The organism is Pseudomonas fluorescens (assembly GCF_900215245.1).
Lineage (GTDB): Bacteria > Pseudomonadota > Gammaproteobacteria > Pseudomonadales > Pseudomonadaceae > Aquipseudomonas > Aquipseudomonas fluorescens.
Genome location: NZ_LT907842.1, coordinates 1,940,461 through 1,953,302 on the forward strand (window position 1 = coordinate 1,940,461; position 12,842 = coordinate 1,953,302).

At 60.5% G+C, this 12,842-nt stretch carries 13 protein-coding genes; 5 read left to right on the top strand and 8 right to left on the bottom strand.

What is annotated here, in order from left to right; genetic code table 11:
- Positions 1-58: 58 nt before the first annotated feature.
- Positions 59-631 (top strand): xanthine phosphoribosyltransferase, encoded by a 573-nt coding sequence (locus CPH89_RS09190; RefSeq protein WP_053258645.1) that lies wholly within the window; start codon positions 59-61, stop codon positions 629-631.
- Positions 632-765: 134 nt separating this feature from the next.
- Here the strand turns inward: CPH89_RS09190 and CPH89_RS09195 are convergent, their stop codons facing one another.
- The 6 genes from CPH89_RS09195 to dadA form a co-directional block, all read right to left on the bottom strand.
- A complete protein-coding gene (locus tag CPH89_RS09195) occupies positions 766-2,688 on the bottom strand; it encodes an acetyl-CoA hydrolase/transferase C-terminal domain-containing protein (RefSeq protein WP_053258646.1) in 1,923 nt (640 codons plus the stop codon).
- A 136-nt stretch (positions 2,689-2,824) separates the two neighbouring features.
- Complete coding sequence (locus CPH89_RS09200) at positions 2,825-3,277, bottom strand: c-type cytochrome (protein WP_053258647.1); 453 nt, start codon at positions 3,275-3,277, stop codon at positions 2,825-2,827.
- Between the two features lie 182 nt (positions 3,278-3,459).
- Positions 3,460-4,008, bottom strand: coding sequence for a cupin domain-containing protein (locus CPH89_RS09205; protein WP_003176893.1), 549 nt, complete (start codon positions 4,006-4,008; stop codon positions 3,460-3,462).
- 116 nt (positions 4,009-4,124) lie between these two features.
- Complete coding sequence (gene alr, locus CPH89_RS09210) at positions 4,125-5,198, bottom strand: alanine racemase (RefSeq protein WP_053258648.1); 1,074 nt, start codon at positions 5,196-5,198, stop codon at positions 4,125-4,127.
- A gap of 78 nt (positions 5,199-5,276) precedes the next feature.
- Entirely contained in the window at positions 5,277-5,630 is a 354-nt protein-coding gene (locus tag CPH89_RS09215) for a RidA family protein (protein ID WP_053258649.1), read from the bottom strand.
- Positions 5,602-6,903 (bottom strand): D-amino acid dehydrogenase, encoded by a 1,302-nt coding sequence (dadA, locus tag CPH89_RS09220; RefSeq protein ID WP_053258650.1) that lies wholly within the window; start codon positions 6,901-6,903, stop codon positions 5,602-5,604. The genes CPH89_RS09215 and dadA overlap by 29 nt, the downstream gene beginning before the upstream one ends.
- A 156-nt stretch (positions 6,904-7,059) precedes the next feature.
- Here dadA and CPH89_RS09225 point away from each other — a divergent pair, with 156 nt between their 5' ends.
- Entirely contained in the window at positions 7,060-7,548 is a 489-nt protein-coding gene (locus tag CPH89_RS09225; RefSeq protein ID WP_003176896.1) for an Lrp/AsnC ligand binding domain-containing protein, read from the top strand.
- A 36-nt stretch (positions 7,549-7,584) separates the two neighbouring features.
- On the opposite strand, the gene CPH89_RS09230 is transcribed toward CPH89_RS09225, so the two are convergent.
- Positions 7,585-7,938: a YkgJ family cysteine cluster protein gene (locus tag CPH89_RS09230; protein ID WP_053258651.1), complete on the bottom strand. Its 354-nt coding sequence runs from the start codon at positions 7,936-7,938 to the stop codon at positions 7,585-7,587.
- Between the two features lie 115 nt (positions 7,939-8,053).
- Between CPH89_RS09230 and CPH89_RS09235 the strand changes: the two genes are divergently transcribed.
- On the top strand, positions 8,054-9,346 hold the full coding sequence (locus CPH89_RS09235; protein ID WP_053258652.1) for an NAD(P)/FAD-dependent oxidoreductase: 1,293 nt from the start codon (positions 8,054-8,056) through the stop codon (positions 9,344-9,346).
- Here the strand turns inward: CPH89_RS09235 and CPH89_RS09240 are convergent, their stop codons facing one another.
- Positions 9,347-9,571, bottom strand: coding sequence for a DUF1127 domain-containing protein (locus CPH89_RS09240; RefSeq protein ID WP_053258653.1), 225 nt, complete (start codon positions 9,569-9,571; stop codon positions 9,347-9,349).
- 166 nt (positions 9,572-9,737) lie between these two features.
- On the opposite strand from CPH89_RS09240, the gene CPH89_RS09245 reads away from it, so the two are divergent.
- Positions 9,738-11,162 carry an aminotransferase-like domain-containing protein gene (locus CPH89_RS09245; RefSeq protein WP_053258654.1) on the top strand — a complete coding sequence of 475 codons (1,425 nt, stop codon included), beginning with the start codon at positions 9,738-9,740 and terminating at the stop codon, positions 11,160-11,162.
- A gap of 62 nt (positions 11,163-11,224) precedes the next feature.
- A complete protein-coding gene (locus tag CPH89_RS09250; RefSeq protein WP_053258815.1) occupies positions 11,225-12,793 on the top strand; it encodes a phospholipase D family protein in 1,569 nt (522 codons plus the stop codon).
- Positions 12,794-12,842 lie beyond the last annotated feature (49 nt).

The following is a 12,842-nucleotide window of genomic DNA, read 5'->3' on the forward strand; positions in this document are numbered from 1 at the left end:
AATCGACTACTTTTTAATCTACTTTCGGCGCACACCGCGCCATTAGAGGAAGCTTTCCGTGGAAGCACTGCACAAGAAAATTCGCGAAGAAGGCATCGTGCTTTCCGACCAGGTACTCAAGGTCGACGCCTTTCTGAACCACCAGATCGACCCGGCGCTGATGAAGCTCATCGGCGACGAATTCGCCGCGCGGTTCAAGGACTCGGGCATCACCAAGATTGTCACCATCGAAGCCTCGGGCATCGCACCGGCGATCATGACCGGCCTGAACCTCGGTGTGCCGGTGATTTTCGCCCGCAAGCAGCAATCCCTGACCCTGACAGAAAACCTGCTGTCGGCGACCGTGTATTCCTTCACCAAGAAGGTGGAAAGCACGGTGGCGATCTCCCCGCGCCACCTGACCAGCAGCGACCGCGTGCTGGTCATCGATGACTTCCTGGCCAACGGCAAGGCATCCCAGGCGCTGATTTCGATCATCAAGCAAGCGGGCGCAACCGTTGCCGGCCTGGGGATTGTGATCGAGAAATCCTTCCAGGGTGGCCGTGCGGAGCTGGATGCGCAGGGTTATCGGGTTGAGTCGCTGGCGCGGGTGAAGTCGCTGGCGGGTGGCGTGGTCACTTTCATCGAGTAATCGCTGCCTGAATGCAGTTAACCCTGTGGGAGCGGGCTTGCTCGCGAATGCGCTGTGTCAGTCAATGAATAAGTCGACTGATACACCACTTTCGCGAGCAAGCCCGCTCCCACATTTGGTTTTGCGTTGGGCTGTCAGTGCGCGGTGGCCTGCAGGCCGGCGAGCAGCAAGCGTTGGTATAAATCCTCTTTCAACCCCTCCGGCTGATCCAGCCGCATCCGCTTCAAATGCTCGGGAAACGCCTCCGGCTCCGGTGCATCCAGCGCCGCTTTGCCCAACTCCAGAATCTCTGTCAGCTTGAATTTGCTCTTGAGCCAGTTCAACGCTCGCAACAGATCCTTTTCCTCATCCGTGAAGTCAGTGCCCAGCGGGTACTCCGGAAACAGCCGGCGATGGCGGGCCTGAATGCCCTTGAGCCGCTCCGGTGTGTTGTCGGCAAAGCGCGGGGCCAGCTGGAAGTCATTGGGTAACTTGCCGGCCTTCTGCGCTTGTTCGATCAAGTCCCCCTGAAAGCGCGAGTCGGTAATATTCAGCAGCGCCTCGATCACTTGGGCATCCGTCTGCCCACGCAAATCGGCAATCCCGTACTCCGTGATGACGATATCGCGCAGGTGTCGAGGAATGGTGCAGTGGCCGTACTCCCAAACGATATTGGAACTGACCTGCCCCGCCGACTCGCGCCAGCTGCGCAGGATCAATATCGAACGGGCACCTTCCAGCGCATGGCCCTGGGCAACGAAGTTGTACTGCCCGCCGACGCCGCTCAGTACATGGCCGTCCTCCAACTGGTCCGCTACGCCAGCCCCAAGCAACGTCACCATGATTGCACTGTTGATAAACCGCGCATCCAGGCGCTGCAGGCGCTTGAGTTCTTCCTGACCGTAGAGCTCGTTGATGTAACTGATGCGGGTCATGTTGAATTCGAGGCGCTTGGCGTGAGTCATTTCCTGCAAGCGCTGGTAAAAACTGCGCGGCCCGAGGAAGAAGCCGCCGTGGATCGAAATGCCGTCAGGTTGGGCCGCGTCATCCAGCGTTCCGGCGTTGGCTTGCTGCTGTGTCGCCACATCCGGGTAGACCTTGCGCCGGATAATGCCGGCATCGGCCAGCACCAGCAGGCCGTTGACGAACATTTCGCTGCAGCCATAAAGGCCACGGGCAAAGGGCGCGACGCCGCCTTCGTGGCTGATCAAGGGCGCCCACTGATACACATCGAGGTCGGTCAGCAGCAGCCGATAGGCTTCGTTATCGGCCTGGCGCGCCAACAAGGCGGCGGTCAGCGCATCCCCCATGGAGCCGATACCGATCTGCAAGGTGCCACCATCGCGCACCAGAGTGCTGGCGTGCAGGCCGATAAAATGGTCCTGGAGGCCCACAGGCATATTCGGTGTGGAGAACAGCGTGGTGCTGTCCTTTTCGTCGATCAGGTAGTCGAATTCGCCCATGCCCCACTCGGCGTCGCCGGGCATGTAGGGTAAGTCGCTGTGCACTTGGCCAACGATCAGAATGGTTTCACCGGCCTCACGGCGCTTCTCGATCATGGGCAGCAGGTCCAGCGTGATATCGGGGTTGCAGCTCAGGCTCAGGCGATCCGGGTGCTCAGGGCTGCTGGCCACCAGCTGCGCCACCAGATTCAGGCCGGCTGCGTTGATGTCGCGTGCCGCGTGGCTGTAATTGCTGCTGACGTAATCCTGCTGCGCCGATGCACTGTGAAGCAGGCTGCCGGGCTGCATGAAGAACTGCTGCACGCGGATATTCGCCGGCAGGCTGTCCTTGTGCAGGTCGGCGAGAAAATCCAGCTCGGGGTAATCGCCGAACACCCGCTCGATAAAAGGTTCGAGAAAGCGTTTTTGCAAGCCATCGCCCATCGTTGGTCGGCCCAGGGCCAGCGCGGTGTAGAGGGTCAGCGCCCGCTCCGGCAACTTGGCGATACGCCGATACAGCGCATTGACGAACAGATTCGGCTTGCCCAGGCCCAAGGGCATGCCCATATGGATATGCGCCGGCAAACGCGCCAGTACGTCGTCAACTGCTTGCTCGATTGAACACAACTGCACCATCCGACCCTCCTGACATTCCATGATTAGGGGTTGGACCGAGCTTGCCGGGTCTTTGCTGCAATGAACAGCCTCGAAATACAAATTCCAGGCACAAAAAAGCCGCTCGTAAGCGGCGTTTTTGGCGAAGATCGGCGGGTTACAGGCCAGACATCTTCTTGATTGCACCTTCAAGGTCGTCAAGGCTGCAATCAGTACAGGTGCCCATCGGCGGCATAGCGTTCAAACCGTGTTTGGCGACCTGCGCCAAACCCTTGGTGCCTTTCTGCGGGTCCTCGATCTTGAGCTCTGCCAATACGGCATCCACATGGCCAAGCCGCTCTTTCCAGGCAGCCGCGTCACCGATTTTCGGAGCATTCAGCAACCCGCTGCCGTGGCACGCATTGCAATGCTTGGCGATCACCTCGTCCGGCGTTTTCGCACCGCCGCCGCCGCCCACTGCCACGGCCACTTCCATCCCTTTGCATTCCTGGCCCTGAACACAAACTTGGCCGACAGGCTCCAGGCGCTTGGCAATTTCATCATTGGTCGCAGCTTGAGCGCTGACAGCCCATAGGGCCAGTACGGTTGCTGGTGCAGCCAGCATTTTCATAATTAGGTTCACGCGTTCACCCTCAATGGTGGCTATTCACGCCTGCGGCCACGGTTTCGCAGGCGGCGAAAGTATAACGGTTAGCCCGCCCGGCTGAAACAACCCTATTAAATAAAGGGAGATTCAGCTTCGCGGAATGCAGCTACGGGTGTCTCTGCACCACTGGCAGGACGCCTCTTCTGTCAGAAGTTCGCGGGTGTGGCTGCGCTGATTAGTCGCGCCGGCACGTCGAACGGATTACGAAAACGATGAGGCTTGGTGCTTTCAAAGTAGTAGCTATCGCCAGCTTCGAGCACAAAAGTTTCAAGACCGACCACCAACTCCAGGCGGCCTTCCACCAGGATCCCGGTTTCCTCACCTTCGTGGGTGAGCATTTCTTCGCCGGTGTCGGCGCCCGGCGGGTAAATTTCGTTGAGAAACGCAATCGCCCGGCTCGGGTGCGCGCGGCCCACAAGTTTCATGGTGACGGCGCCGTCAGAGATGTCGATCAGCTCATTGGCTTTATAGACGATCTGGGTCGGTATTTCCTGGAGGATCTCCTCGGAAAAGAATTCGACCATGGACATGGGGATGCCGCCCAGCACCTTGCGCAAGGAGCTGATCGAGGGGCTGACACTGTTTTTTTCGATCATCGAAATGGTGCTGTTGGTGACACCCGCACGCTTGGCGAGCTCGCGCTGGGAAAGACCCTTCAGTTTACGGATGGATTGCAGTCGTTCGCCGACGTCCAATGCAGGAGCCTCCTAGGATTCAGGCTTTGTTGTAATTGAGCGTTATCATGGCGACAGCGTTCAGTATTTACAACACTTGGGCCTAAATCCCGGCCAGCTCTGCTCGTAGGCGGCGTTCAAGCCCCGGAATAGAGCCTTGGCACCCGGCGCAGGTTGCAGAAGATCTGGTAGGGGATGGTCTCGGCGGCGGCCGCAACGTCGCTGGCGAGGATGTTCTTGCCCCACAGCTCAACGGGGGAGCCGAGGCCGGCCTGAGGCACGTCGGTGAGGTCGACACACAGCATGTCCATGGACACGCGGCCCAGCAATTGGCTGCGCTGCCCCGCCACCAGCACCGGCGTGCCGGTCGGCGCGTGGCGCGGGTAGCCGTCGGCATAACCCATGGCAACCACGCCAATGCGCATGGGTTTCGGCGTGATGAACTTGGCGCCGTAGCCCACCGGCTCACCGGCCGGCAGTTCGCGCACGCAGATGACTTTCGATTCCAGGGTCATCACCGGCTGCAAACGCGCGGCGATGGCCTGCTCCTCACCAAACGGCGTGGCGCCGTAGAGCATAATGCCCGGGCGCACCCAGTCGCTGGCCACGTTCGCCCACCCCATCACCGACGGCGAATTGCGCAGGCTGACTTCGGCCGACAGACCTTGGCGCGCCGCTTCAAACACCTCCACCTGTTCATTGCTGCGCACACAATCGAGTTCATCGGCACGCGCGAAATGGCTCATCAGTACAATTTTCGCCACTTTGCCGCTGGCCAGCAGGCGCTGGTACGCCTCGTGATAATCCTTAGGATGCAGCCCAACACGGTGCATGCCCGAATCCAGCTTGAGCCAGATGGTCAGCGGCGTGCTCAACCGTGCTTGTTCGATCGCTTCCAACTGCCACAGCGAATGCACCACGCACCAAAAATCGTGCTCGATGATCAGCGGCAGCTCGTCGGCCTCGAAAAAACCTTCGAGCAGCAATACCGGCGCACGAATACCGGCAGCACGCAGCTCCAGCGCTTCCTCGATACACGCCACGGCAAAACCGTCGGCCTCGGCTTCCAGCGCCTGGGCGACGCGCACGGCACCGTGACCATAGGCATCGGCCTTGACCACGGCGAGGGCTTTGGCCCCCGTGACTTCACGGGCCAGTTGATAGTTATGGCGCAGGGCTTGGAGGTCAATCAGGGCACGGGCAGGACGCATGGCGGCAGGCTTCTAGGCGGCGAGTGAAGAAAAAACCGGCACCGACCAACAGCGTCGGCACCGGGAGAGGGATCTTGGTTAAGGCAGCGCGGCCACGACGGACAGCTCCACCAGAATTTCCGGTTCACACAGCTTGGCTTCAACCGTGGCGCGGGCCGGAGCGACGCCTTTGGGCAGCCATGTGTCCCACACCGCGTTCATGCCGGCGAAGTCGGCATCGATGTCTTTCAGGTAAATCGTCACCGACAACAGCTTGGTTTTGTCAGTGCCGGCCAAATCCAGCAACCGCTCGATATTGGCCAGGGTTTCACGGGTCTGCTGTTCAATCCCGGCACTCATGTCGTCGCCGACTTGCCCTGCCAGATACACGGTACCGCTGTGAACAACGATCTGGCTCATGCGCTCATTGGTGAGCTGGCGCTGGATGGACATGTTTTGCGGACTCCTGAGGGTTGCCGTAACGGGAAATATCGAGGCCTTCGGCGCTGATCTGCGGCGTTTTCTTCGCCATCAGGTCGGCCAGCAAACGACCAGAGCCACAGGCCATGGTCCAGCCGAGAGTGCCGTGGCCGGTATTCAGAAACAGGTTCTTGAACGGGGTGGCACCGACAATCGGCGTGCCGTCGGGCGTGGTCGGGCGCAGGCCGGTCCAGAAAGTGGCTTCGGTCAAATCACCGCCCTGAGGATAAAGGTCGTTGACGATCATCTCCAGGGTTTCGCGTCGACGTGGGTTCAGCGACAGGTCAAAACCGGCTATCTCAGCCATGCCGCCGACGCGGATGCGGTTGTCGAAACGGGTGATCGCGACCTTGTAGGTTTCGTCGAGAATGGTCGACGTTGGCGCCATTGCCGGGTTGGTGATCGGCACGGTCAGCGAGTAACCCTTGAGCGGGTACACCGGCGCCTTGATTCCCAGCGGCTTGAGTAACTTCGGCGAATAACTGCCAAGGGCCAGTACATAGCGGTCGGCGGTTTCAAGCTTGCCGTCGATCCACACGCCGTTGACGCGGTCACCCGCGTAGTCGAGGCGCTGAATGTCTTGTTCAAAGCGGAACTCCACGCCCAGCTGTTTGCACATCTCCACCAGGCGCGTGGTGAACATCTGGCAGTCGCCAGTCTGGTCGTTGGGCAGGCGCAGGGCACCGGCGAGGATGTCGGTGACGCTGGCCAGGGCCGGTTCAACGCGAGCGATACCGGCGCGGTCGAGCAGTTCGAACGGCACACCGGACTCTTTCAGTACGGCGATGTCCTTGGCCGCACCATCGAGTTGGGCCTGGGTGCGGAACAGCTGGGTCGTACCGAGGCTGCGGCCTTCGTAGGCGATACCGGTCTCGGCGCGCAGCTCGTCGAGGCAGTCGCGGCTGTACTCGGACAGGCGAACCATGCGTTCCTTGTTCACGGCATAGCGGCTGGTGGTGCAGTTGCGCAGCATCTGCGCCATCCACAGGTATTGATCGATATCGGCAGTGGCCTTGATCGCCAGCGGTGCGTGGCGTTGCAGCAGCCATTTGATCGCTTTGAGCGGTACGCCCGGGGCGGCCCATGGCGAGGCATAACCAGGGGATACCTGGCCGGCGTTGGCGAAACTGGTTTCCATGGCAGCGGCGGGCTGACGGTCGACCACGACCACTTCAAAGCCGGCCCGCGCCAAATAGTAGGCACTGGTCACACCAATGACGCCGCTACCCAAGACCAGAACGCGCATTTTTATATCCTCATCACGGGCTTAGCCGCTGACGTGTGTTATTCGAGCAATGATGGGCGCAGTATAAAAAGCAATCACCAGTGCATTTCACTATATAAATGCCTATATTTGGCGACAATTCTCGGCAAAAACCCTTTTCACAGAGGCGTATCCCCTATGCGTACCAACACCCAGACCAAGCGGGAGCTGGACAAGATCGACCGCAATATCCTGCGCATCCTGCAAACCGACGGGCGTATTTCGTTCACCGAGCTGGGGGAAAAGGTCGGGCTGTCGACCACGCCGTGCACGGAGCGGGTTCGCCGCCTGGAGCGTGAAGGAATCATCATGGGGTACAACGCGCGGCTCAACCCGCAGCATTTGAAGGGAAGTTTGCTGGTATTTGTCGAGATCAGCCTCGATTACAAGTCCGGCGACACCTTTGAAGAGTTCCGCCGCGCCGTGCTGAAACTGCCCCATGTGCTGGAGTGCCACCTGGTCTCAGGCGACTTTGACTACCTGGTGAAGGCGCGGATTTCCGAGATGGCGTCGTACCGTAAATTGCTTGGCGATATCCTGCTCAAACTGCCCCACGTGCGCGAATCCAAAAGCTATATCGTGATGGAAGAAGTGAAAGAGAGCCTTAACCTGCCCATCCCCGATTAATTGACCCGACTGCGTCAGTTTGACCGCGTGCAGCCGCTATACCAGCACCTGCCGAGTGCTGGCCATGTAGTCGTGGATCTGCTTTTCGACCCGTGGATGAATCAGTTCCACCGGCCCGCGGCCGTTGGGGCACGGTAAGGTCTTTGTGGTCCCGAACAAGCGGCAGATCAGCGGACGCTCGTCATACACCGTGCAGCCATTCGGCCCGAGGTGCACACAGTTCAGCTCGTCCATGGCCGCGTCCTGCTCGGCAGCAGTCTTACGTGGCAGGCGCGACATCTCCTCGGGCGAGGTTGTCACTGGCCCACAGCAGTCGTGGCAACCGGGGACGCACTCGAACGAAGGAATCTGTCGGCGCAGCGCGCTGATTTTCTGACTGTTGCAACTCATCGAAACACGTACCGAACGGCGAATAGGCATGGATTCTGCCGCAAAAAGCCCTGATGAGACAGCTTCGTCCGACCGCTGTATCCTGCGTCAAATTTTCCAAACAGGGATGCTCCCGATGACTGCCCGCGCCCGGCACACCACTTCCTACTACGCCGCCAGCAGCGTGCCGCAACCCGATTACCCGGCGCTGGCGGGCGAAGTGAGCGCCGACATCTGCGTGATTGGCGGCGGTTATTCAGGGCTTAACACGGCGCTGGAGTTGGCCGAACGGGGTTATAGCGTGGTGTTGCTGGAGGCGCGCAAGATCGGCTGGGGCGCCAGCGGCCGCAATGGCGGCCAGTTGATTCGCGGCGTCGGCCATGGCCTGGAGCAGTTCGCCAACGTGATCGGCACCGACGGCGTGCGCCAGATGAAGCTGATGGGCCTGGAAGCCGTCGAGATTGTGCGCGAGCGCGTCGAGCGCTATCAAATCCCCTGCGACCTGACCTGGGGCTACTGTGACCTGGCCAACCAACCTCAGCACTTGCAAGGCTTCGCCGAAGACGCCGAAGAACTGCGCAGCCTGGGCTATCGCCATGAGGTGCGCTTGCTGCAAGCCAGCGAAATGAGCAGCGTGATCGGCTCCGACCGCTATGCGGGCGGGATGATCGACATGGGCTCCGGCCATTTGCACCCGCTGAACCTGGCCCTCGGCGAAGCGGCCGCCGCGCAGCAGTTGGGCGTGAAGCTGTTTGAGCAGTCCGAAGTGACGCGCATCGACTACGGCCCCCAGGTTAACGTGCACACAGCCCTTGGTAACGTACGCGCCAAGACCCTGGTGCTGGCGTGTAATGCCTACCTCAATGGCTTGAATCCGCAGTTAAGCGGCAAAGTGCTGCCCGCGGGCAGCTACATCATTGCCACCGAACCGTTGAGCGCAGCGCAGGCCGCCAGCCTGCTGCCGCAGAACATGGCGGTATGTGATCAACGGGTGACGGTGGATTATTTCCGGCTCAGCGCTGACAACCGCCTGTTGTTCGGCGGTGCCTGCCACTATTCCGGACGCGATCCTCAGGATATCGGCGCCTATATGCGGCCAAAAATGCTTAAGGTGTTCCCGCAACTGGCGCACGTAAAGATCGACTACCAGTGGGGCGGCATGATCGGCATCGGCGCCAACCGTCTGCCGCAGATCGGCCGACTGGCCGATCAACCCAACGTGTATTACGCCCAGGCCTACGCAGGGCATGGCCTCAACGCCACGCACCTGGCCGGCAAGCTGCTGGCCGAAGCGATCAGTGGCCAGCAGCAGGGCCGTTTCGATTTGTTCGCCCAGGTGCCGCACATCACCTTCCCCGGCGGCAAGCATCTGCGCTCGCCGCTGCTGGCGCTGGGGATGCTGTGGCACCGATTCAAAGAATGGGTGTAATCAGTCACGCCAGAACGGTTTCAAACCTTCATGGCGCGCCTGCTCGGCGCTGAGTCCGATGTCACGCAGTTGCTCGTGAGTCAGGCTCAGCAAGGCCTTGCGCGTGTGGCGACGGTGCCAGAAAAGACTCCAGCGGCCGCAGGCGGGCGTCGACATCGCCGGCTCCTGCCCCGCTTCCAACTCCTGACTGTGTAATGCCAACCGCACATCGCTCATGCCGCTCATTTTGCTGCCCCTCATTTGCCTGTTGCCATGAGTGACTAGCTTGAGCGCGCGAGCAAAACCATTACAGATTCAACCAACTCTTATTAAATCAATACAGATGCTGCCTTCAGGGGGCTGAATCCTGTATTTTCTGTGTATCTGTAATGGTCCACCGGGAGCGACCGCCATGACCCTCTACGTCAATCTCGCCGAAGTGCTGGGCACTCGCATAGAGCAGGGCTTCTACCGCCCCGGCGATCGCTTGCCCTCGGTACGGGCTTTGAGTGTGGAACACGGGGTCAGCCTGAGCACCGTTCAACAGGCCTATCGCTTGCTGGAAGACAACGGCCTGGCGATGCCCAAGCCCAAATCCGGCTACTTTGTGCCCGTCGGGCGTGAGCTGCCGGCCCTGCCCGAAATCGGCCGCCCGGCCCAGCGGCCGGTAGAAATCTCGCAGTGGGACCAGGTGCTGGAACTGATTCGCGCAGTCCCCCGCAAAGATGTCATACAGATGGGCAGGGGCATGCCGGATGTATTGTCGCCGACCCTCAAACCCCTGCTGCGCAGCCTCGCAAGGATCAGTCGTCGCCAGGATATGCCCGGACTGTATTACGACAACATCCTTGGCTGTATGGAATTACGCGAGCAGATCGCGCGTCTGTCTCTTGATTCCGGCTGCCAACTCAACGCCGAAGATATCGTCATCACTACCGGTTGCCATGAGGCACTGTCCGCCAGTATTCATGCTATTTGCGAACCTGGGGATATCGTCGCAGTCGACTCGCCAAGCTTCCACGGTGCCATGCAAACCCTTAAGGGCCTCGGCATGAAGGCCCTGGAAATCCCCACAGACCCGCTCACCGGTATCAGCCTTGAAGCACTGGAATTGGCCCTGGAACAGTGGCCGATCAAGGTCATCCAGCTGACGCCGAACTGCAACAACCCCTTGGGCTACATCATGCCGGAAGCCCGCAAACGCGCACTGCTGACCCTGGCCCAACGCTTCGATGTGGCGATCATCGAAGACGACGTGTATGGCGAACTGGCCTACAGCTACCCGCGCCCACGCACGATCAAGTCCTTTGACGAAGATGGCCGCGTACTCCTTTGCAGTTCGTTCTCGAAAACCCTGGCGCCTGGCTTGCGCATTGGCTGGGTTGCGCCGGGCCGCTACCTGGAGCGGGTGCTGCACATGAAATACATCAGCACCGGCTCCACGGCGACACAGCCGCAGATCGCCATTGCCGAATTCCTCAAAAATGGCCACTTCGAACCGCATTTGCGGCGGATGCGTGCACAATATCAACGCAATCGCGACTTAATGCTCGATTGGGTCAGTCGCTATTTCCCAGCGGGTACACGGGCGAGCCGGCCTCAGGGCAGTTTCATGCTATGGGTTGAGCTGCCCGAAGGTTTCGACACCCTCAAGCTCAATCGCATGCTGGCCGAACAGGGCGTGCAGGTGGCCGTGGGCAGTATCTTCTCGGCTTCCGGCAAGTACCGGAACTGCCTGCGAATGAACTACGCGGCCAAGCCAACCCCGCAGATCGAAGAAGCGGTGCGCAAGGTCGGCGCCGCGGCGATAAAAATGCTCGCCGAGACTGCAGACTGACCTTTCGCAGGAATTAGCCGTCATATGCCGACAATTGCCCTGATGTGGAAGCAGCGCCCTTGATGATTCGACGGCTTTTACCGTTTTTCCTGTTGGGTGCCGTGGCCCTGAGCGGTTGCGCGACAGTCAATGCACCGCGCATTCCCAGCGATGCGCTGCCCGCTGCGCAATCGTCATTCGGCCGCTCGATCCAGGCCCAGGCCGCGCCGTATCAGGGCCGCTCAGGCTTTCGCCTGCTGCCCAATAGCAGCGAAGCCTTCATGGCCCGCGCCGAACTGATCCGTAATGCCCAAAGCAGCCTCGACCTGCAGTACTACATCGTGCACGACGGCATCAGCACCCGCATGTTGGTGGATGAACTGCTCAAAGCGGCTGACCGTGGCGTGCGCATCCGCATCCTGCTGGACGACACCACCAGCGACGGCCTCGACCAAGCCATCGCCACCCTCGCCGCCCACCCACAGATCCAGGTTCGCCTGTTCAACCCCCTGCACCTGGGCCGCAGCACCGGCGTGACGCGGGCCATGGGGCGGTTGTTCAACCTGTCGCTCCAACACCGGCGCATGCACAACAAGCTATGGCTGGCGGACAACAGCGTGGCAATTGTTGGCGGGCGCAACTTGGGTGACGAGTATTTCGACGCCGAGCCGAACCTGAACTTCACCGATATCGACATGCTCAGCGTCGGCCCGGTGGCCGAGCAGCTCGGGCACAGCTTTGATCAGTATTGGAACAGCGCGCTGAGCAAACCGATTGATGATTTCGTCTCAAGCAGCCCGTCCAAAGGTGACTTGGCCGCCGCACGCGTGCGCCTGCAAAATTCGCTGGCCGAATCTCGCCAGCAGAATCACGCGCTGTATAACCGCTTGCGCACCTACCAGACCCAACCGCGCATGAACATCTGGCGCCGCGAGCTGATCTGGGCGTGGAACCAGGCATTGTGGGATGCGCCGAGCAAGGTGCTGGCCGAAGCCGACCCAGACCCACGCTTGCTGCTCACCACCCAACTGGCGCCGGAGCTGGAAGGCGTGAACCATGAGCTGATAATGATCTCGGCGTATTTCGTACCTGGGCAGCCCGGGCTGGTGTACCTCACCGGCCGCGCCGATGCAGGCGTGTCGGTCAGCCTGCTGACCAACTCCCTGGAGGCCACGGACGTACCGGCCGTGCACGGTGGTTACGCGCCTTATCGCAAGGCGTTGCTGGAGCACGGCGTGAAACTCTACGAGCTGCGCCGCCAGCCCGGCGACCCCAGCGGTGGCAGCGGTCCGCACTTGTTTCGCCGGGGCGCCTTCCACGGCTCGGACTCCAGCCTGCACAGCAAGGCGATGATCTTTGATCGGCAGAAGTCGTTTATCGGCTCGTTCAACTTCGACCCGCGCTCGGTGCTGTGGAACACCGAAGTCGGCGTGCTGGTAGACAGCCCCGAGCTGGCCGAGCACGTACGCAACCTCGCGCTGCAAGGCATGTCACCAGCCTTGAGCTACCAGGCGAAAGTGCAGGACGGCCAGGTGGTATGGGTGACCGAAGACAATGGCCAATTGCACACGCTGAGCCGTGAACCCGGCAGCTGGTGGCGTCGGTTTAATGCCTGGTTCGCCACCTCAGTCGGATTGGAACGCATGCTGTAGGAACAAAGATCCAATGTGGGGCCGGGCTTGCCCGCTCGCACAGTTGATC

What these genes read in the sequence shown, in the direction of transcription:
- CPH89_RS09195 (WP_053258646.1), bottom strand. Translation starts at nt 2,688, where the DNA reads ATGGTGCAGTTGTGTTCAATCGAGCAAGCAGTTGACGACGTACTGGCG.
- CPH89_RS09200 (WP_053258647.1), bottom strand. Translation starts at nt 3,277, where the DNA reads ATGAAAATGCTGGCTGCACCAGCAACCGTACTGGCCCTATGGGCTGTC.
- alr (WP_053258648.1), bottom strand. Translation starts at nt 5,198, where the DNA reads ATGCGTCCTGCCCGTGCCCTGATTGACCTCCAAGCCCTGCGCCATAAC.
- CPH89_RS09215 (WP_053258649.1), bottom strand. Translation starts at nt 5,630, where the DNA reads ATGTCCATCCAGCGCCAGCTCACCAATGAGCGCATGAGCCAGATCGTT.
- dadA (WP_053258650.1), bottom strand. Translation starts at nt 6,903, where the DNA reads ATGCGCGTTCTGGTCTTGGGTAGCGGCGTCATTGGTGTGACCAGTGCC.
- CPH89_RS09225 (WP_003176896.1), top strand. Translation starts at nt 7,060, where the DNA reads ATGCGTACCAACACCCAGACCAAGCGGGAGCTGGACAAGATCGACCGC.
- CPH89_RS09230 (WP_053258651.1), bottom strand. Translation starts at nt 7,938, where the DNA reads ATGAGTTGCAACAGTCAGAAAATCAGCGCGCTGCGCCGACAGATTCCT.
- CPH89_RS09235 (WP_053258652.1), top strand. Translation starts at nt 8,054, where the DNA reads ATGACTGCCCGCGCCCGGCACACCACTTCCTACTACGCCGCCAGCAGC.
- CPH89_RS09240 (WP_053258653.1), bottom strand. Translation starts at nt 9,571, where the DNA reads ATGAGCGGCATGAGCGATGTGCGGTTGGCATTACACAGTCAGGAGTTG.
- CPH89_RS09245 (WP_053258654.1), top strand. Translation starts at nt 9,738, where the DNA reads ATGACCCTCTACGTCAATCTCGCCGAAGTGCTGGGCACTCGCATAGAG.
- CPH89_RS09250 (WP_053258815.1), top strand. Translation starts at nt 11,225, where the DNA reads ATGATTCGACGGCTTTTACCGTTTTTCCTGTTGGGTGCCGTGGCCCTG.